At 72.5% G+C, this 18,617-nt stretch carries 16 protein-coding genes; 9 read left to right on the forward strand and 7 right to left on the reverse strand.

Annotated features, from left to right (window positions below; genetic code table 11):
- Positions 1 to 16: 16 nt before the first annotated feature.
- The 3 genes from IE97_RS0131375 to IE97_RS0131385 all read right to left on the reverse strand — a co-directional run bounded on the left by IE97_RS0131375 (position 17) and on the right by IE97_RS0131385 (position 4,953).
- On the reverse strand, positions 17 to 1,621 hold the full coding sequence (locus IE97_RS0131375) for a nickel transporter (RefSeq protein ID WP_030247905.1): 1,605 nt from the start codon (positions 1,619 to 1,621) through the stop codon (positions 17 to 19).
- A complete protein-coding gene (locus IE97_RS0131380) occupies positions 1,618 to 3,312 on the reverse strand; it encodes a tetratricopeptide repeat protein (RefSeq protein WP_037845067.1) in 1,695 nt (564 codons plus the stop codon). Before IE97_RS0131380 ends, IE97_RS0131375 begins: the two co-directional genes overlap by 4 nt.
- Positions 3,313 to 3,417: 105 nt before the next feature.
- On the reverse strand, positions 3,418 to 4,953 hold the full coding sequence (locus tag IE97_RS0131385; protein WP_030247909.1) for a DUF4331 domain-containing protein: 1,536 nt from the start codon (positions 4,951 to 4,953) through the stop codon (positions 3,418 to 3,420).
- A gap of 226 nt (positions 4,954 to 5,179) precedes the next feature.
- Here IE97_RS0131385 and IE97_RS0131390 point away from each other — a divergent pair, with 226 nt between their 5' ends.
- The 3 genes from IE97_RS0131390 to IE97_RS0131400 all read left to right on the forward strand — a co-directional run bounded on the left by IE97_RS0131390 (position 5,180) and on the right by IE97_RS0131400 (position 6,930).
- A complete protein-coding gene (locus tag IE97_RS0131390) occupies positions 5,180 to 5,722 on the forward strand; it encodes a sigma-70 family RNA polymerase sigma factor (protein ID WP_030247911.1) in 543 nt (180 codons plus the stop codon).
- A complete protein-coding gene (locus IE97_RS0131395; RefSeq protein ID WP_030247912.1) occupies positions 5,719 to 6,537 on the forward strand; it encodes an anti-sigma factor in 819 nt (272 codons plus the stop codon). Before IE97_RS0131390 ends, IE97_RS0131395 begins: the two co-directional genes overlap by 4 nt.
- 126 nt (positions 6,538 to 6,663) lie before the next feature.
- Entirely contained in the window at positions 6,664 to 6,930 is a 267-nt protein-coding gene (locus IE97_RS0131400) for a hypothetical protein (RefSeq protein ID WP_030247914.1), read from the forward strand.
- A gap of 212 nt (positions 6,931 to 7,142) precedes the next feature.
- Here IE97_RS0131400 and IE97_RS0131405 read toward each other — a convergent pair whose 3' ends face one another.
- From IE97_RS0131405 to hmgA, 3 genes are read right to left on the reverse strand one after another with little or no spacing between them, the layout of a single operon-like run.
- Positions 7,143 to 8,288 carry a type ISP restriction/modification enzyme gene (locus IE97_RS0131405; RefSeq protein ID WP_030247915.1) on the reverse strand — a complete coding sequence of 382 codons (1,146 nt, stop codon included), beginning with the start codon at positions 8,286 to 8,288 and terminating at the stop codon, positions 7,143 to 7,145.
- A 26-nt stretch (positions 8,289 to 8,314) separates the two neighbouring features.
- The gene (locus IE97_RS0131410) at positions 8,315 to 9,064 is read right to left on the reverse strand and encodes a GntR family transcriptional regulator (RefSeq protein ID WP_030247916.1); all 750 of its coding nucleotides are present in this window, start codon (positions 9,062 to 9,064) and stop codon (positions 8,315 to 8,317) included.
- Between the two features lie 26 nt (positions 9,065 to 9,090).
- Positions 9,091 to 10,443 (reverse strand): homogentisate 1,2-dioxygenase, encoded by a 1,353-nt coding sequence (gene hmgA, locus IE97_RS0131415; RefSeq protein ID WP_030247917.1) that lies wholly within the window; start codon positions 10,441 to 10,443, stop codon positions 9,091 to 9,093.
- A 163-nt stretch (positions 10,444 to 10,606) separates the two neighbouring features.
- Here hmgA and IE97_RS0131420 point away from each other — a divergent pair, with 163 nt between their 5' ends.
- From IE97_RS0131420 to IE97_RS0131445, 6 genes are all read left to right on the forward strand, one after another.
- Positions 10,607 to 11,215, forward strand: coding sequence for a hypothetical protein (locus IE97_RS0131420; protein ID WP_030247919.1), 609 nt, complete (start codon positions 10,607 to 10,609; stop codon positions 11,213 to 11,215).
- Positions 11,212 to 11,826: a TetR/AcrR family transcriptional regulator gene (locus tag IE97_RS0131425; protein WP_030247920.1), complete on the forward strand. Its 615-nt coding sequence runs from the start codon at positions 11,212 to 11,214 to the stop codon at positions 11,824 to 11,826. Before IE97_RS0131420 ends, IE97_RS0131425 begins: the two co-directional genes overlap by 4 nt.
- A 118-nt stretch (positions 11,827 to 11,944) precedes the next feature.
- Complete coding sequence (locus IE97_RS0131430) at positions 11,945 to 14,188, forward strand: molybdopterin oxidoreductase family protein (RefSeq protein WP_030247922.1); 2,244 nt, start codon at positions 11,945 to 11,947, stop codon at positions 14,186 to 14,188.
- A gap of 135 nt (positions 14,189 to 14,323) precedes the next feature.
- The gene (locus tag IE97_RS0131435; protein ID WP_030247925.1) at positions 14,324 to 15,763 is read left to right on the forward strand and encodes a CitMHS family transporter; all 1,440 of its coding nucleotides are present in this window, start codon (positions 14,324 to 14,326) and stop codon (positions 15,761 to 15,763) included.
- Between the two features lie 28 nt (positions 15,764 to 15,791).
- On the forward strand, positions 15,792 to 17,090 hold the full coding sequence (locus IE97_RS0131440; protein ID WP_051705187.1) for an MFS transporter: 1,299 nt from the start codon (positions 15,792 to 15,794) through the stop codon (positions 17,088 to 17,090).
- A gap of 100 nt (positions 17,091 to 17,190) precedes the next feature.
- A complete protein-coding gene (locus IE97_RS0131445) occupies positions 17,191 to 17,775 on the forward strand; it encodes a hypothetical protein (protein ID WP_030247928.1) in 585 nt (194 codons plus the stop codon).
- 441 nt (positions 17,776 to 18,216) lie between these two features.
- Here IE97_RS0131445 and IE97_RS42270 read toward each other — a convergent pair whose 3' ends face one another.
- Positions 18,217 to 18,480, reverse strand: coding sequence for a hypothetical protein (locus IE97_RS42270; RefSeq protein ID WP_158708355.1), 264 nt, complete (start codon positions 18,478 to 18,480; stop codon positions 18,217 to 18,219).
- Positions 18,481 to 18,617: the final 137 nt, after the last annotated feature.

Below are 18,617 nucleotides of genomic sequence, written 5' to 3' on the forward strand. Positions count from 1 at the left end.
TCCTCACGAACGTAACTCAGCCGAGCGCGGATGCCGCCCCCTTGAACACGAGTCCGGCCCCGAGGACGACGACCGCGAAGGCCGATCCGAGCGGGGCGGTCCGGCGTACCAGGGCCGCCATCGGGCCCGCCGTCCAGCGCGGGCGCCGGTCCAGGAGCCGGGTCATGCCGCTGCCCGCCTTGACGACGGCGTACCCGGCCGCCGTGAGGGTGAGTGCCAGCCCGACGCCGTACGCGACGACGAGCAGCAGTCCGAACCAGGCCTGTCCGAGGGCCGCGGCGCCGACCAGCACGACGACGGCGGACGGGCTGGGCACGAGGCCGCCCGCGAAGCCCATGAGGATGGTGCCGCGGAGGGTCGGGGCGACGGGGTGGCTGTGGGTGAAGCCGCCGTGGGTGTGCTCGATCGTGTGGGGGTGGGAGTGGGGGTGCGCGGGGTCGTGCGGGTGGCTGTGCCCGTGCTCGTGATCGTGCTCGTGGTGGTGGCCGTGCGCGTGGCTGTGGTCGTGGGCCTCGTCGTGGTCGGTGTGGGTGTGGCCGCCGTGGCCGTGCGTGTGGGTGTGGCCGCCGTGGTGGTGGGTGTGCGCGCGGTTGCGCAGGGCGCGGCGTACCAGACTCGCGCCGGCCAGGGTCACGAGGAGCCCGCTGGCGACACCGAGCCAGGCGATCACCGAGGGGGCCGCCGCCGAACCGGCCGTGACCAGGAGGCCCAGGGCGACCACGCCCAGGGTGTGGGTGACCGTCACCGACGCGGCCATGGGCAGGACGTCCTTCATCCGGGCCTGGCCGCCCCGGGCCGCCGCCGTCGCGGCCATGATGGTCTTGCCGTGGCCGGGGGCGAGCGCGTGCATCGCGCCGAGGACGACGGCGATCAGGAGGGCCAGCGCGGCGAAGCCCGCGGTGAGGTCGTGCCGGGCGACCAGGTCGTCCAGGGCGCGCGTCCACCGGTCGGCGCCGCGGGGGAGCACGGAGGCCGCCGGGGCGTCCGACTCCTCCCCGGCCAGGGCCGGGCCGCCGGGGCGTACGCGCAGCGCGGCGGATGCGGTGTCGGCCGGGGAGGACAGCAACTCCTCGGGGTAGCGGGTCAGTTCAGCCGAGATCGACTTCTCCGGCACGTCCGACGCGGTGAGCGTCATACGGTCGCCACGCGCCGTGACCTCCCGCCAGCCGGGGCCGGAGGCGGCGCCGGCACCGCGGAACCCGAGGGCCACGGTCTCCTTGTCCTTGGGCAGGGGGGCGGTCAGCTCGCACTCCACGCGGAGGGTGTCCAGGCCGGCCTGCCCCGGCCGTACCCGCGCGTCGCTGCGCTCGGCGGTGAGAGCGGCGGTCCGGCCGTCGACGGTGACCCTGCTGTCCGCGGCGGCCTGCGCGCACCGCTCGCGGGCCCACATGGCCATGCCCAGCCGCTCGATGTCCGGTCCGGCCTGGGTCGCCGGGATCTCGGCGAGGTCCTCCACGTGGTGGACACGGAGTTCACCGGGGGCGGCGACCAGCCCGTCGTAGCGGTTGACGGTGAAGTTGCCCAGCGGGTGGGCGCTCGCCGTGTCGGCGGGCAGCAGGGTGAGCGCGCAGGCGGCCGTGAGGACGGCGGCACCGGACGCGAACAGCCGGCGCAGGGTCACCGGTTCGTCTCCAGATCCTTGAGTGCGGTGCGGGCCTCGCGCGCGCCGAGGGGCGAGAAGCCGGGGTTCAGGTCCAGCGCGGCCTTCAGGTGCTTCCGGGCGCCGCGTTCGTCGCCGGTGGCGCGTTCGATGACCCCGCGGTGGTAGAGGAAGACGGCGTTGCGGTAGCCGGTGGCGGTGGCCCGGCGGGCGTACGGCAGGGCTTCCTCGTCCCGGCCGTTGACGTGCAGCGCCCAGGCCAGGGCGTCGGCGGTGTGCACGCTCTGCCGGCGGTCCCACTCGGCGCGGGCGGCGCGCAGCGCCTCCTTCTTGTCGCCGTGGTCGGCGACGGCCATGGCGGTGTCGAGGTCGGCGTTGACACCGCCCGCGCGGGCCAGGGCGGTCCAGGCGTCGACGAGGGCGTACTGGTCAGCGGCCTTGGCCCGGTCGCCGTCGGCGCCGCGTTCCTCGTAGAGCTCGCCGAGGGCGACCAGCGGGCCGGGCAGCGGGAAGCGGGCGACGACCTGCTCAAGCCCCTCCACGGCGGCCGCCCGGTCCCCGCTCGCGGCCTGGGCGCGGGCGCGGCCCTCCAGGGCGGGGAGATACTCCTCGTCGGCGGCGAGGGCACGGGCGTAGTGGCCGAGAGCGGTCTTGTACTCGCCCTGGTTCCAGGCGAGTTGCCCGAGGGCGGTGGCGACGTACGCGACATCGGCGGGAGCGCTCGCGGCGCCCAGGGCGCGCTCCAGCACCTCCCGCGCCGTGCGGACATCGCCGCGCAGCTCGTGCACGTACGCGTAGCGTGTGAAGACGGGGACGCCGGGCCGCCTGTCGTCGGCGGTATCGGCCGCCTCGGCGGCGTCGTCGTACCGCCCGAGTTCGACGAGGGCGTCGATACGGCTGCACAGGGCGCGCTCGTTGTAGGGATTCTCCTTCAGGGCCCGGTCGGCGTACGCCAGCGCGCCGGGGAAGTCGTGCCGGGCCGCGGCGAGGGCGGCACGGCCGGCGAGGGCCGGGTCGTTTCCGGGCCGCAGTTCCAGGGACCGCTTCAGGGCGCGCTCGGCCTGGGGGTACCGCGACGGGTCCCCGTTCGTACGGGCCTGCTCGACGTAGGCGACCCCGAGCGTGGCCCAGCTGCCGAAGTCCCTCGGCTGGGCGCGGAGGTGCTTCTGCAGCGACGCGATCCCCGAGCTGAGGTCACCGCCGGCCAGCACACCGGGCGACAACGCGCCGGCTGCGGACACGGCATCGACACCGGAAGCGGCCCGACGGTCCCCCGCACCGCCGAAGGCGAGAGCCCCACCGGTCAGCGCCATGGCCAGCAGCGCGGCGCAACCGGCCAGGTGAGCGGTCCGCCACCGCCGCCCGCCGGCCGCGGCCCGCCGCACGGCGGTGACGCGTGGGCCGGTGCCGCCGTCGTCCCCGGAGGCAGGGCGGAGATGCGCGCCCCGGGCGCCGGTGTCGGCATCGGATCCGTTCCCGGCGCGCGGGCCGCCGCCCCGCCCGGCTTCCGGTTCTTCGGCCGAGCGCGGACCCTGCTCCTCCCGCGCTCCAACGGCCGTGCCGTCACCGCCTCGCCCCGTCTCCGCGCCGGCGCCGGACGTCAGGCCACCTCGCTCACGTCCCGCAGACCTCTCCGTGTCGGTCTCCTGGTCCGGGCGCCGGCGGTCGTCGCCGCGCCCCTCCGGGGCGCTGTCCGTCGTAGGCGGAGGCATGGTTCTCCTCAGTCGGCTGTGCTGGTGCGGTGCGGGAGTCGGCGGCGCGGCCCGTGCCGTGGGGGATGGGGAACGGACCGCGCCGGTCGGTGGGAGCGGAGCGGGTCAGTACGCCCGGTTCCGCATGCGGCGCCACCACATCAGGGCCGCGCCGATCAGGACGATGCCGCCCGCCCCGGCCCCGGCGGACGCGGCGATCAGGCGCATGTCGTCCGAGCCGCCCTGCGCGCCCGCCGGCTGCAGCGCGTCGCCCAGCTGGCTGCGGACGTCGTTGCCGCCGTCCACGCCCTTGGCGAGCGGGCCGCGCGAACCCTCGGTCGGGTTGGCCAGGTACGGGAAGGACTTGCCGAACTTCTTGTCGTTCTCGTTGACCGCGTCACCGAGGTCGTTCTTGGCGCCGAGCAGCTCACCCTCGACCACCTGGAGCGACGCGTCGATCACGTCGTCGGTCAGCCGCCGCCCGTTCGGGAAGCCCGCGGTGTCACCGTCCAGGACACCCAGCCGCTTCGGCTTGGCGGCCGGCTTGATGGACGTGTTGAGCCGCAGCTGCTCCGACGGCGTCACGTGCGGCGGCTGGTTGAGGTCCTTGACGCCCTTGAGGAACACGTCGACCAGGTCGTTGCGCGGCTCGGCCGGGGCCGGGATCTTGTAGATCGCCTCGATGAGCTTCGGCAGCTCCGGGTTGGTGACGTTCTCCAGGAACTGGGCGTCGTCCCGCGGCGCGGACGCGTTGAACTTGTCCTTGTCCTTCAGCGGGTTGACGACCTCGTTGACCAGCGGGTTGCCCAGACGCGAGACCTGCGTGAAGTAGCCCTTGGCGTTCTTGCGCTGCGTCGTCGACCAGATGCCGACCACCGGCTGCTCGTGCGACTCGGCGATGAAGCTGTTGGGGACCTGGAGGGCGATCGAGTTGACGTTGTAGCCCTTGAGCGTGTCGTTGCCGACCTCGGAGAGGTTCCCGCCGTACAGCAGGTCGAAGACGCGCAGATCCAGGAAGAACGGGTCGTCGGCCTGCCCGGCGAACGTCTGGGCGCCCCCGGCGAGCTTGTGGATGGCCTGCTTGCGCAGGGTGTTGTAGTCCGGCATCGACGCCTTGCCGACGTTCGACGGTGCCACCGGGACGTCGTCGGCGACCCTGGTCTTCGACACCGCCTTCAGGTCGCGCAGCTTGATCAGCTCGAGGTCGTAGGTCTGCGTGATGTTGAGGTCGGGGTCGTCGAGGCTCTCGACCGGGCCCGTGTTGTAGAGGAACGTCTTGTCGTTCTTCGTGTGGGTCTTGAACGTGTACCGGAACACCAGGTCTTCCTTGGCGTCCCCGTTGCTGTCGATGCGCAGGTCGTACTGCGCGTCCTCGGCGAACGTGAAGAAGTTGGGGCCGCCGGCCGGTTCCTCGAAGGGGATCCAGTTCGCGATGATGGTCGTCGTGTCCGGCTTGTCCGGGCTGACGAACGCGTACACGTCGGTGTTGTCGAACTGAGGAGTCCCCGAGATGAGCGGGGCCTCCCGGTGGCTGGAGGCGGAGGCCTCCTCAGGTGCCAGCGCGGTCACACCGGCGGCCGTGAGCCCGCCGGCGGCCAGCGCGCCACATATCGCGGTCGCGATGCTCCTGCGTCCCGCACCGGTCCTGGGGTTAGGTGTCATGCCGTCCGTCCTCCGTGTCAACTTGCCTGACACACGCCATTCGGAGCGGTCGGCAGAGTGGATTGGTCGAATCTCAAACGTTCTTACGGAGCATCTGAAAAGTTGTTTCATCGCCGCGGACCCGCGTTTTCGTCGCGCTGATCCGTAACCCCATCCGGAGGTGGCTGCGTTGCGAATGCCTCGTATGAGGGGACAGGCCCCGTGCGGCCTGGGAGAGGGGGACCGAGTGGAGGCGGACGAGCTGCTGCTGCTCGTGGCGGGCGGGAACCAGCATGCCTTCGAGGAGCTGTACGGGCTGGTGTCCGGCCCGGTGTTCGGACTCGTACGGCGTGTGGTGCGTGACCCCGCCCAGTCGGAGGAGGTGGCTCAGGAGGTGCTGCTCGAACTGTGGCGCTCGGCGGCGAAGTTCGACCCGGGCCGGGGCAGCGCGATGTCGTGGATCCTCACCCTCGCCCACCGCCGCGCCGTCGACCGGGTGCGCAGCGCCCGCGCGGCCGGCGAGCGCGAGCAGCGGGAGGCGCTCCGGGCGAACCAGCCGGCCTTCGACCAGGTCACCGAGGAGGTCGAGGCCGGTCTGGAACGCGAGTGGGTGCGCCGCTGCCTGGACCGGCTCACGGTCCTGCAGCGCCAGTCGGTCACGCTCGCCTACTACGAGGGCTATACGTACCGTGAGGTGGCCGAGCAGCTCTCCTTGCCCCTGGGTACCGTCAAGACACGGATGCGCGACGGACTGACCCGTATGCGCGAGTGCCTCGGAGGTGTGGCATGAGCCTCCTGCGCCGCGAGGACCCGCACTCGCTCGCCGCCCCCTACGCGCTCGACGCCCTGGACCCCGCGGAGCGGATCCGCTTCGAGAGGCACATGAAGGACTGCGACCGCTGCACCGCCGAGGTCCGCGCCCTGTCCGAGGACGCCGTCCGGCTCGCCTGGTCCACGGCCGCACCCGCTCCGGCCGCGATGCGCGACCGGGTCATGGCCGCGGTACGGACCACTCCGCAGGACCCGGCGCCGCAGGACGCGGCACGCGAGCCGGCACGCGCGCGTGCGACGCAGCTGCCGCCGCACGTGTGGGGCACCCAGCCGCCGCCGCGGCAGCGGGTCCGGCGCCGGATCCCGCTGTTCGTGCCCTTCGCCACGGTCACCGCCGCCGCGGCCCTCGTCGTCGCCTCGCTGTTCGCGGTACAGGCGAACCGGACCCAGGACGAACTGGCCGCCGAACGGGACCGGTCACGTGAGATCGCCCACGTCCTGTCGGCCCCCGACGCCCGTGCGAGCAACGGCCGGGACGGACGGGGCCGCACCATCGGAGTGATCGCTTCCGCCACGGAGGGGAGCGCCGTGGTCACCCTCGGCGGATACGACGCCCCGCCGGGCGGCCGAGTGCACCAGCTGTGGCTCATGGGTCCGGGCGGGCAACCGCGCTCCCTCGGGCTCTTCCAGGGCGACACGCCGCTGGTCGCCACCGGTCTCGGCACGTCCGCGACATCACTGGCCGTGACCGTCGAACCCGCCGGAGGGTCACCGCAGCCCACCACCCAGCCCATCGTCCAACTCGCCCTGAAATCTGTTGGATTCGGAGAGTGATCGAAAATACATCGTCAACCCCCTTACGGGGAAGGTGAATCCTGTGACCGCGATACACGTGTGCCCGGACGGGACGATAGGGTTAACCTGCCCGGGCCGGGTGGACTCGTACGGGTGGGGAGTGACATGGAACAGATAACAGTGCGCAGCAGGGCCAGGGTCCCTGCGATCACGTGCGGGAGCAGCGCGACCAGTTCGCGCCTCGACCGCCATCTCTCGGTGCTGGCGGGACCCGCCGTCCCGCAGCGGGAGACGGTCGAGGCGACCTCGCTGATGCGTGAGCTGACCGAGCGCCGGCCGCACGACCGCAGTGGCAGGGGCGCGCGCGTGCGCCGCGTCTCGCTCTTCGCGCCGCTGCGCCGGCTGCGTCGTTCGTTGTTCGGCGGCAAGTAGGGGCCGCGCTCGGGCGGTCGCACCGTCCCGGTGCGGCGCCGCGCACTCGTCGTCCGTCATCCCCACGGCACGCAGTGGCGCCAGGTGTGTTGCCCGAGCGCGGTACGCCCCCTGTCGGTGTCTGATCCCCGCCCGGCAGTGACCGGGGGCGCCGCTCGCTCCCGTCGCCCGTTCCCTGAGAACACGCTGACCGCATTCCCCTCGGCGTTGTGCTAGAGCAGGGCGAGTTGCCCTTCCGGGCCCTCCTCCGGCCCGTCCAGCACGGAGGCCGGGCGGCGGGCCGTGGCCGGGACCGGCAGAACGCCCGCGCTGGTCAGTTCGGCCGCGGTGATCGGGTCACTGACCGTCCCCCTCTCCTGCGGCGGGCGTGCTTCCGCCAGCAGGGCCAGGATCGTGATCAGCTCCAGCAGTTCCGACGTCCAGGCCTGGGGCCATGTGGCGGGGCGGATCGCCGCCAGTGTGCCCGGCTCGGCATCGGTGGCACGCGCCGCGAACCACTGTTCCAGCACGCGCACCCCGCCCACCTCGAAGTCCCAGGCCTCCGGCGGCACGGGGGAGACGCGGCCCTCGCCGAGCAGCAGGGCCTCCTCGTCCCTGTCGTAGTGCAGGGTCAGGGGGCGGGAGGGCAGCGGCGCGCGGACGTAGGGGCGGCGGCCGCCGGGAAGTTTGGGACGCTCGCCGTCGCGGCGCATCAGCCACAGCAGCCGGTGGCCCCGCTCCACGCCCCGTGCCCACGTGCCGGCGTCCCCGGTGAGGGGGACGGTGAGGTCCGGGCGGGTCGTCGCCGTGATCCACGCCAGTACGTCCAGCGGTGTCGGGGCGCTGCCCAGGCGAGTGCCCAGGTGCTCCAGCAGGCCGGGCGCCAGGTTCGGCTCCCGCCCGCCCGGGCGACGGAACAGCGGATGGACGCGGCCGGGGCGGAGCAGCGGCAGCAGCGAGGTGGCCAGGAGGCCCTCGGGCACCTCCACCACGAAGACCTGCCGCTCGTCCGCGACCCGCCACAGCTCCGGGCGGGGCGCGTCGATCAACCGCTGGTCGGGGATCAGCCACTGCTCGTCGAAGGGGGCGTGCAGCACCCGCACGGGCTGCGGGCAGGGTCCCGAGGCGCGGACCAGTTTCTCCGTGCCGCCGGTCCGGCCGGGCAACTGGCCGACGGCCGTGGTCAGCGTGCGTGAACGGCTTGGCTCGAACAGGGTCTCGCGGTCGGGCCCCTCGGCCTTCACCAAGGCGTCCCAGCGGGCCTTCAGGGACGCCGGGTCGGGGCCCGCCGGCCACCCCCGGCCCAGCCGCGGCGGTGCGACGGACCACGGCATGAGGTCCGCCAGCAGCGGAGCGTCGTCGTGCGTCACGCTGGGCATCGTACGGTGTGGCTCCGACACGCGGGTCAGTTGGCTTCGAGCGTCACCGTGAAGGAGAAGCGGTCCCCCCGGTACTGGATGACGGCCACGTCCAGGGGTCTTCCCTCGGTGTCGTAGGTGACGCCCGTGTAGTGCAGGATCGGGCTGAGCAGCGGCACCTGGAGCAGCTTCGCCGTCTCCGGGTCGGCCAGCCGGGCCTCCACCGTGTCCGTGATGCGGCCGATGTCCGCCCCGGCCGCGTCCCGCAGCACCTTGGTCATGGGCCACCGGACGAGATCGTCCAGGTCGATCCGCGCGGCCAGTTCGGGACGCACGTAGTTGCGGGCGTGGTTCGTCGGCTCCCCGGTCTTCTCGTCGCCGCGCAGCCGGTGGTACGTCGCCACATCCGGCACATCCGGGAAGAACTCGGCGAGTTCGCCGGGGACCGGGACCCGGCCGTGGTCCAGCAGTTCGGTCGTCATACCGGACTGCTGGGCCACGATCGCGTCCACCGAGCCGAGCAGACGGACCGGGGAACCCCGCCGCGCGTCCGGCTCGATGAAGGTGCCCCGCCGCCGGTGGCGCGTGATCAGCCCCTCGTCCTCCAGCTCCTTCAGTGCCTGCCGCATGGTCAGCACACTCACGCCGTAGTGCCCGGCCAGCTGCTCCTCGGTGGGCAGGCGCAGCGGGTCCTGGGGCGAGCGGCCGAGGATCGAGGCGCGCAGCGACTGCGACACCTGGTACCAGAGCGGCAGTTTGCGGTTCAGGACGATCGAGTCCGGGGCGAAGGAGGTCACGGGCCATCCGTACCGGTAGGAAATGATCAGTGCAAGGGGTGGAAGTGCCGCTCCAGGCCCTGCCAGACGTCGTCGTAGCGCTGTTGCAGGTTCTCCGCCCCGGCCGCGTGCGGCGTCAGGGTCAGCGGCCAGCGGGTCTCGAACATGAACGCCAGGCCGTCGTCGAGCTTCTGCGGCTTCAGCTCGGCGGCGCTCGCGCGGTCGAAGGTCTCCCGGTCGGGGCCGTGCGCCGACATCATGTTGTGCAGTGAGCCGCCACCCGGCACGAAGCCTTCCGCTTTCGCGTCGTACGCGCCCTCGATCAGACCCATGTACTCGCTCATCACGTTCCGGTGGAAGTACGGCGGCCGGAAGGTGTCCTCGCCCACCAACCAGCGTGGCGCGAACACCACGAAGTCCACACCGGCCAGCCCCGGGGTGTCCGACGGGGACGTCAGCACCGTGAAGATCGACGGGTCCGGGTGGTCGTACGTGATGGTGCCGAGCGCGTTGAAACGCCGTAGGTCGTAGACGTACGGCAGATGGTTGCCGTGCCAGGCGACGACATCGAGCGGGGAGTGGTCGTAGGTGGCGGTCCAGAGGTTGCCGCAGAACTTGTTCACCACCTCCACCGGGCCCTCGACGTCCTCGTACGCGGCGACCGGAGCGCGGAAGTCCCGGGGGTTGGCCAGACCGTTCGCGCCGATCGGGCCCAGGTCGGGCAGGCGGAAGGGAGCGCCGTAGTTCTCGCATACATAGCCGCGGGCTGACTCGTCGAGGAGCTCCACACGGAAGCGGACCCCACGTGGGACGAGCGCGACATGGCCCGGCTCCACATGGAGCAGACCGAACTCCGTGCGCAGCAGCAGTCCGCCGCGCTCCGGGACGATCAGCAGCTCGCCGTCGGCGTCGCTGAATACCCGGTCCATCGAGGCGTTCGCGGCGTACAGATGCACGGCGACGCCGGTGCGTTGGGTCGCGTCGCCGTTGCCGCCCAGCGTCCACAGGCCGGCCAGCCAGTCGGTGCCGGGGGCCGGGTCGGGCAGGGGGCTCCAGCGCAGACGGTTGGGGTCGGGCACGGCCTCGGTGAAGGGAGCGGTGGCGATGGTGCCGTTGGGGATCCGGGTGAACGCCGGGTGTGCGGCCGAGGGGCGGATCCGGTACAGCCACGAGCGGCGGTTGTGGGCCCGCGGCTCGGTGAACGCCGTGCCGCTCAGTTGTTCCGCGTACAGGCCGAGCGGGGCCCGTTGCGGCGAGTTGCGGCCCTCGGGCAGCGCGCCCGGGACGGCCTCGGAGCTGTGCTCGTTGCCGAAGCCGGAGAGGTAGGCCAGCCCTTCGGCGGCCTTCCGCGCTCCCTCACGCTCGACCGCGCTCGCGCGGGTGGTACCCCCATCGACCATGATCGCTGCTCCCTTGCCGTCCGATTCCTATGTGACACCGTAGGATTGCGATTTCCGCGACGCAAGGGGGACGCGCGCCCTCGGGCTCATCCTCTTGACGGAGGACGGGGAACCCGACTTCAGGACGATTCGTCGGACCGGACATGCGTTCTAGGCTCCCGGCATGTCATGTACGCGGAGGCTGCGTGCCGCGCTCGTGGTCTGTGTCCTCCTGGCCGGATCCGCGGGCTGCGGCTCCGGTGACGCCGGGGAGAACGCGGTGTCGCCGACGCCGGTGGGCCGGCTTCTGGAGGGCCGGGACACGGAGGACCGGGCCTACCGTGAGGTCGAGCAGGAGAGCGCCCCCGACGTCGGCATCGAGGTGCAGCCCGACGCGGGCGGCGGCTGGGAGGTGCGGCTGACCGTGCGGAAGTTCCGCTTCTCCCCGGCCGGGGCGGCGGGTCGCGCGGTGGCCGGGCGCGGTCTCGCGCACCTCTATGTCGACGGGCGCCTCGTCGCCCGGCTCCGCACGCCCGAGTACCGTCTCGCCGACCGCCTGGTGCCGCGCGGCACGCACCACGTCACGGCCCGTCTCCACGCCGACGACGGCACGGTGTGGGCGGTGGACGGCACCCCTGTGGAGAGCACGGCCGACATCACCGCGTCGAAGCCCGGCCCGGGCCCCGCACCGAGCGCCGACGTCCGGCCCGAAGCGGAGCCGCCGCAGCCGGCGGACGCGCGGCGGCGGAGCGGGGGGCGAGGTTCACCGGACCGCGCCGGAAAGGCATCATGAAGCCCGTGCCCCACGCGACATCGCTCCGTCGTGCGCCCGTGCAGCGGCGCAGTGCCGAACGTCTGACCAGGATCCTCGACGCCTGCGCCGACCTCCTCGACGAGGTCGGCTACGACGCGCTGAGCACCCGTGCCGTGGCCCAGCGGGCCGAAGTCCCCATCGGCTCGGTCTACCGCTTCTTCGGCAACAAGCGCCAGATGGCCGACGCGCTGGCCCAGCGCAACCTCGAGCGGTACACCGCACGTGTCACCCAGCGCCTGGCGGAGGCCGGTGCGGGGGACTGGCGGGTGGCCATGGACGTCGTGCTCGACGAGTACCTGGAGATGAAACGCTCCGCTCCGGGCTTCGCCCTCGTCGACTTCGGCAATCAGATCCCGGTCGGGTCCCGCACCGAACCCAATCACCGCGTCGCCGACCGGCTCACCGAACTCCTCTCGGGCCATCTCGACCGCGAGCCCGACGAGGAGCTGCGCCGCGTCTTCCTCATCGCCGTCGAGACCGCCGACACCCTGGTGCACCTGGCGTTCCGGGTCGCGCCGGACGGGGACCGGAAGGTCATCGAGGAGATGCGGGAGATGCTGCGGGCGTACCTGGCCCGGGTGCTCGACTGACGGCTCCGGCCCAAGCAGGCCGGCCTCCCGTTCCGCCAGGGGCTCCCCTCCGTGCATACCGGTCGGTATGCTCGGCGGGTCCGCGCGTCACCGCAGCCGCCGCCCACCGGGAGGACCTGTGTCCCGTACCGCCCTGCGTATCTGTCCCCTGTGCGAGGCCACCTGCGGCCTGACCCTCACCATCGAGGGGGCGCGCGTCACCCACGCCCGCGGTGACCGCGACGACGTGTTCAGCCAGGGGTTCATCTGCCCCAAGGGCGCTTCTTTCGGCGCCGTCGACTCCGACCCCGACCGGCTGCGCGCCCCACTCGTCCGCAGGGACGGCGAGCTGCGCGAGGCCACCTGGGAGGAGGCCTTCGACGCGGTCGCCGCCGGCATCCGGCCCGTCGTGGAGCGGTACGGCCCGCACTCCGTCGGCGTCGTCCTCGGCAACCCCAACGTGCACACCATGGCCGGCGGTCTCTACCCGCCGGTGCTGCTCGCGGGGCTCGGCACGCGCAGCGTCTTCACCGCCTCCACCGTCGACCAGATGCCCAAGCATGTCTCCAGCGGACTGCTCTACGGCGACGCGAACGCCATCCCCGTGCCCGACCTCGACCGCACCGACCACCTGCTCCTCATCGGCGCCAACCCCCTGGAGTCCAACGGCAGCCTGTGCACCGCACCCGACTTCCCGGGCAAGCTGAAGGCCCTCAAGGCCCGGGGCGGCACGCTCGTCGTGATCGACCCGCGGCGCACCCGCACCGCGAAGCTCGCCGACCGGCACATCGCCGTGCGGCCCGGCACCGACGCGCTGCTGCTGGCCGCGATGGCACGGACACTCTTCGACGAGGGCCTCGTCGAGCCGGCCCCCTACGCGCAGGGCGTCGAGGAACTCTCCGAAGCCCTGAAGGAGTTCACCCCCGAAGCCGTCGCCGAGGCCTGTGACGTCGAGGCCGGCCTCATCCGCACCCTCGCCCGTGACCTCGCCGCCGCCCCCACCGCCGCCGTATACGGCCGTATCGGCAGCTGCACCGTCCCGCACGGCACCCTGGCCAGCTGGCTCGTCGACGTCCTGAACATCCTCACCGGCAACCTCGACCGGCCCGGCGGCGCGCTCTTCCCGCAGGCCGCCACCGACAAGACCCCCCGCCCCGCCGGACCCGGCCGCGGATTCGCCCTCGGCCGCTGGCACTCCCGGGTGAGCCGGCACCCGGAGGCCAAGGGCGAACTGCCCCTCTCCGCCCTGGCCGAGGAGATCGACACCGCGACCGAGGAAGGCGAGCCGGTGCGTGCGCTCCTCGTCGTCGCCGCCAACCCCGTGCTGTCCGCACCCGACGGCGACCGGCTCGACAAGGCGTTCGACTCGCTCGACTTCATGGTCAGCGTCGACCCGTACCTCAACGAGACCTCGCGCCACGCCCACGTGGTCCTGCCCCCGCCCCCGCCGTCGCAGAGCCCGCACCACGACTTCGCCTTCAACACCTTCGCCGTGCGCAACCAGGTCCGTTACACCCGCCCCGCGATCCCACTGGAACCCGGCCGCATGGCCGAGACGGAGATCCTCGCCCGGCTGATCCTCGCCGTCACAGGTATGCACGGGGCGGACCCCGCCGCCGTCGACCGGATGGTCATCGAGCAGACACTCGGCAAGGCGGTCAACGAGGACCACTCGCCCGTGCGCGGCCGCGACCCGCGCGAGCTCGCCGCACGGCTCACCGGCGACACCGGCCCCGAACTGCGGCTCGACATGATGCTGCGCCTCGGCCCCTACGGCGACGGCTTCGGCGCACGACCGGACGGGCTGAGCCTGGAGAAGCTGCTCGCCCATCCCCACGGCATCGACCTCGGGCCGCTGCGGCCCCGGCTGCCGCAGCCGCTCAAGACCAGGAGCGGCAAGGTGGAACTGCTCCCCGGGCCGATCGCGGACGATCTGCCCCGCCTGCGCGCGGCCCTCGCCGAACGCCCCGAGGGACTCGTCCTGGTCGGCCGCCGCCATCTGCGCTCCAACAACAGCTGGATGCACAACGTGCCCGCCCTCACCGGCGGCTCCAATCGCTGCACCCTGCACATCCACCCCGAGGACGCCGAACGGCTCGGCGTACGGGACGGGGAGCCGGTGCGCGTGAAGGGTGCCGGGGGGGAGGTGACCGCACCGGCGGAGGTCACCGACGCGATCCGGCGCGGTGTCGTGAGCCTGCCGCACGGCTGGGGCCACGACCGCCCCGGCACCCGCCTCAGCCACGCCTCCACGGACCCCGGCGTCAACGTCAACCAGCTCCTCGACGGCCGGCTGCTCGACCCCCTGTCGGGCAACGCGGTCCTCAACGGAGTGCCCGTCGAATGCGCCCCAGCGGCCGAAAAGCTCATGCCTCTGACCTGAGCAAAGCTGTGACCAGCAGTTTTGCGCTTATTGCTCGCACGTCAACGTCTTGTTAACGCTGCTTGACGGGACCTAACGTCTCGGGAACCGCCGGCCCTGGTGGGATGTTCAAGGGCGAACGTTAGGTATCCACTCATGCTGACCATCCTCGGCTTCGCCATGATCGCGACCTTCCTGGTCCTGATCATGATGAAGAAGATGTCGCCGATCGCGGCGCTCGTGCTGATTCCCGCGCTGTTCTGCGTGTTCGTCGGCAAGGGCGCCCAACTCGGCGACTACGTCCTCGACGGCGTGACCGACCTCGCCCCCACTGCGGCGATGCTCATGTTCGCGATCGTCTACTTCGGTGTGATGATCGACGTCGGTCTCTTCGACCCGATCGTCCGAGGCATCCTCAAATTCTGTAAAGCCGACCCGATGCGCATCGTCGTGGGCACCGCCCTGCTCGCGGCGATCGTCTCGCTGGACGGCGACGGCTCCACCACCTTCATGATCACCGTCTCGGCGATGTACCCGCTGTACAAGCGTCTGAAGATGAGCCTGGTCGTGATGACCGGTGTCGCAGCCATGGCCAACGGCGTGATGAACACGCTCCCGTGGGGTGGCCCGACCGCCCGCGCCGCGACCGCGCTCAAGCTCGACGCCAGTGAGATCTTCGTCCCGATGATCCCGGCGCTCCTGGTCGGCCTGCTCTTCGTGTTCGTCCTCTCCTACGTGCTCGGCGTGCGTGAGCGCCGGCGGCTGGGCGTGCTGACGCTGGACGACGTGCTGGAGGAGAAGAAGGAGACCGAGACGGTTCTCGTGGGAACCGGCGGCGGCTCCGGCGACGGCAAGGTCGACATGCGCAAGGGCGCCACGGGCGGCGCGGGCTCCGGAACGGACGCACCCGAGGGCGACGCCCGGGACGAGGACGACGCCCGGGACGAGGACGGCTTCCAGGGTCTCGACCCGAACCGGGCCACCCTGCGCCCCAAGCTCTACTGGTTCAACGCGCTGCTCACGGTCACGCTGCTCACCGCCATGATCATGGAGTGGCTGCCGATCCCGGTGCTGTTCCTGCTCGGTGCCGCGCTCGCCCTCACCGTGAACTTCCCGCACATCCCCGACCAGAAGGCCCGCCTGGCCGCCCACGCCGACAACGTCCTGAACGTCGCAGGCATGGTCTTCGCCGCCGCCGTCTTCACCGGCGTCCTCCAGGGCACCGGCATGGTCGACAACATGGCCAAGTGGATGGTGGACGTCATCCCCGAGGGCATGGGCCCGCACATGGCGCTCGTCACCGGTGTGCTGAGCCTGCCCCTGACGTACTTCATGTCGAACGACGGCTTCTACTTCGGTGTCCTCCCCGTCCTCGCCGAGGCCGGCGCCGCGCACGGTGTCTCCCCGGTGGAGATGGCCCGCGCCTCGCTGGTCGGCCAGCCGCTGCACATGTCCAGCCCGCTCGTCCCGGCCGTCTACGTCCTGGTCGGCATGGCCAAGGTGGAGTTCGGTGACCACACGAGGTTCGTGGTGAAGTGGGCCGCCCTCACCTGCCTCGTCATCCTCGGGGCAGGCATGCTGTTCGGCATCATCTGACCGTTCGACCGATCTCGTGGAGGACATCGTGGGGCCCGGTGGGAACCGCGGCTGGCTGCTCCGCCTCGTCATCGCCTTCAGCTTCGCGCAGGGGGCGGTGTCCATGGCCCGGCCCGCCGTCTCCTACCGGGCCCTCGCGCTGGGCGCGGACGAGCGTGCGGTCGGTGTGATCGCCGGTGTGTACGCGCTGCTGCCGCTGTTCGCCGCCGTCCCCCTCGGCCGTCGCACCGACCACGGCCGCTGCGCGCCCCTGCTGCCCGTCGGCGTGGTCCTGATATCCGGCGGCTGCGCGCTCAGCGGCGTCGCGGACTCCCTGTGGGCGATGGCCCTGTGGAGCGGGGTGATGGGCCTCGGCCACCTCTGCTTCGTCATCGGTTCCCAGTCCCTCGTCGCCCGGCAGTCGGAGCCGCACGAACAGGACCGCAACTTCGGCCACTTCACCATCGGGGCCGCGCTCGGCCAGCTCGTCGGACCGATCGCCGCCGGCGCGCTGATCGGCGGCGAGGACATGACGGGCACCAGCGCGCTCGCGCTGGTCGTGGCGGGCGCGCTCGCGGCGGTCGCGCTCACCTCGCTGTGGCGCATAGAGCACCGCAGGCCGGCAGCCACATCCCGCGCCGGGAAGGGCGATCGCGTTCCGGTCCGGGGCATCCTGCGCACCCGGGGCGTGCCGGCCGGCATCCTCATCAGCCTCGCCGTGCTGTCCGCGACCGACATCCTCACCGCCTACCTTCCGGTGGTCGGCGAGCACCGGGGCATCGCGCCGTCCGTGATCGGCGTCCTGCTCAGTCTGCGCGCGGCGGCCACCATCGCCTGCCGTCTGGTGCTGACGCCCCTGCTGCGGCTGCTCGGCCGGACCGTTCTGCTCACGGTGACCTGTCTGCTGGCGGCCCTGCTGTGCGCGGGCATCGCCCTGCCGGTGCCGGTGTGGGCACTCGGCCTGCTGCTGGTGCTGCTCGGCTTCTGCCTCGGCGTCGGGCAGCCGCTGTCCATGACGACGGTCGTCCAGGCCGCTCCCGACGACGCCCGTTCCACGGCCCTGGCCCTGCGCCTGACCGGCAACCGGCTCGGCCAGGTCGCCGCGCCCGCCGCGGCCGGGCTGATCGCCGGGGTCGCGGGTGTGGCGGCGCCGTTCGTGATGCTGGGTGTGCTGTTGCTGGTCTCGTCGGGGGTCGCGGTGCGGTCGCGGGGAAAGCCGGACGAGCCGGACGCCGAGGGGGACGAGGCGGGTGGGACCGGTGGGACCGGTGAGGCAGGTGAGGCGGACGGAGGGCACGCCGGACCCCGTCGGGACGGGACCTCGTTGGGCCGGAAGAGCGACAGCTGACGCGTCGTGGGCGCTGCTCCGGCGGTTCCGGATGACATGTGACAGATAGTCAGGTGACGAGATGTTTGTATGACAATCATCTGACTTGGAGGACATGTTCATGCCCCTCGTACCCCTCGCGCGCCGTGCCGGCACCCGCACCGCCGTCCTCGCCGCCCTCGCCCTCGCAGGGACCACCCTGAGCGGGGCGGCCGCTGTCGCCGCTCCCGGGGACAACGGGGACGTCATGATCCACGCCCGCGAGACGGCCGCCGGCAGTCGCACCAACGATGCCAAGGTCTGCGAGTTCTACCTCGCCGCGTTCGACTTCGAGGCAGGCGAGACGGTCAACTGGACCATTCAGACCCTGCCCGAGGTGCCGGCCGAGAGCGGCTCCGTCACCCTCGACGCGACCGGCGCGGGTCGCAGTCCGCTGATCGACCTGCCCAACGGGCAGTACAAGCTGACCTGGCTCACCGACCGGGCCCACGGTGCCGGCAAGTTCAAGTTGTTCCAGATCGACTGCCCGGCCTCCGGGGCCACGCCGACTGCCATCACTCCGAGTGGCGCCGCGCCGGCGGGCGGTGGAGGCATCGCCCGCACCGAGGCCTTCACTCCGGTCGCCGGCGCCGCCGCCGTCGGGCTGGCCGCCGTCGCCGGGACGGTCTGGTTCCGGCTCCGCCGCCGCCCCGATGGCGCGGCGTAGGCCGCGTTCCGCGTATCGCGCCGCTCCGGTGGAGCGGCGCGGAGCCGGGGAGGCTGTCGGCTGGGTGCCGGTGGAGTGGAGCGGGGAAGAAGGCGGCCCTGGTGCCGGCTCAGCGGTCCGGCGTGCCCGCGAGGCCGGCTCCGCCGCGGGGCCGGTGCGGCGTGGGGGCACGGGAGCCACCGCTGATCCGAAGAGCCGGCGTGGGGCCGGGCCCGGTGCCGGCGCTCCTGCTGCGGCGGGGCGGGGAGCGGGTCACGGGGGAGGCGTCGCCCCTGTGGTTCGGCGCCCGACCGCGAATCGTGTCGCCGCTGTTCAGGGGGTGCGGCGTGGGGCTGGGTACGCCGCTGCTCAGGGGATGAGGCGTGAGGTCAAGTCCGGACACGTCACCGCTCCGGGGGTGCGTCGCAGGCGGGCCCGCAGGCCCTGGTACCGGAGGCGCGCCTACCGACTGACGCGGACGATCGTGGTGGCCGTGTCGGTGTTGATGGCCATGGTCTGGTGGGACCGGGGCGGCGAGTCCGGCAGGGCGGCCACGGCCCTCCCGCCGAGTTCCGCAGGGGCGGCCGTTGCCGTGCCGGGCGAGTCCGGCGACGACCGTGCTGCCGTACCGGGCGGCTCGACGGACGTCACCGCCCGGCCGCGCCGCTCCCGCGCACCCGAACCCCACACCGGCACGTCCTGGGCACCTGCGTCCCGCCCTGCCACGCCCCCCGCCCATGGGTCTGAGCCCTCCGGGACCCCCACAGCACGCCCCTCCACCGCCGCCGGAGACGCACGTCACCAGCAGCCCACCACGGCCCCCGAGCCGAACCACACCCCCACCCGCACGCCCACATCAACCC

The organism is Streptomyces sp. NRRL S-455 (genome assembly GCF_000717875.1).
Lineage (GTDB): Bacteria > Actinomycetota > Actinomycetes > Streptomycetales > Streptomycetaceae > Streptomyces.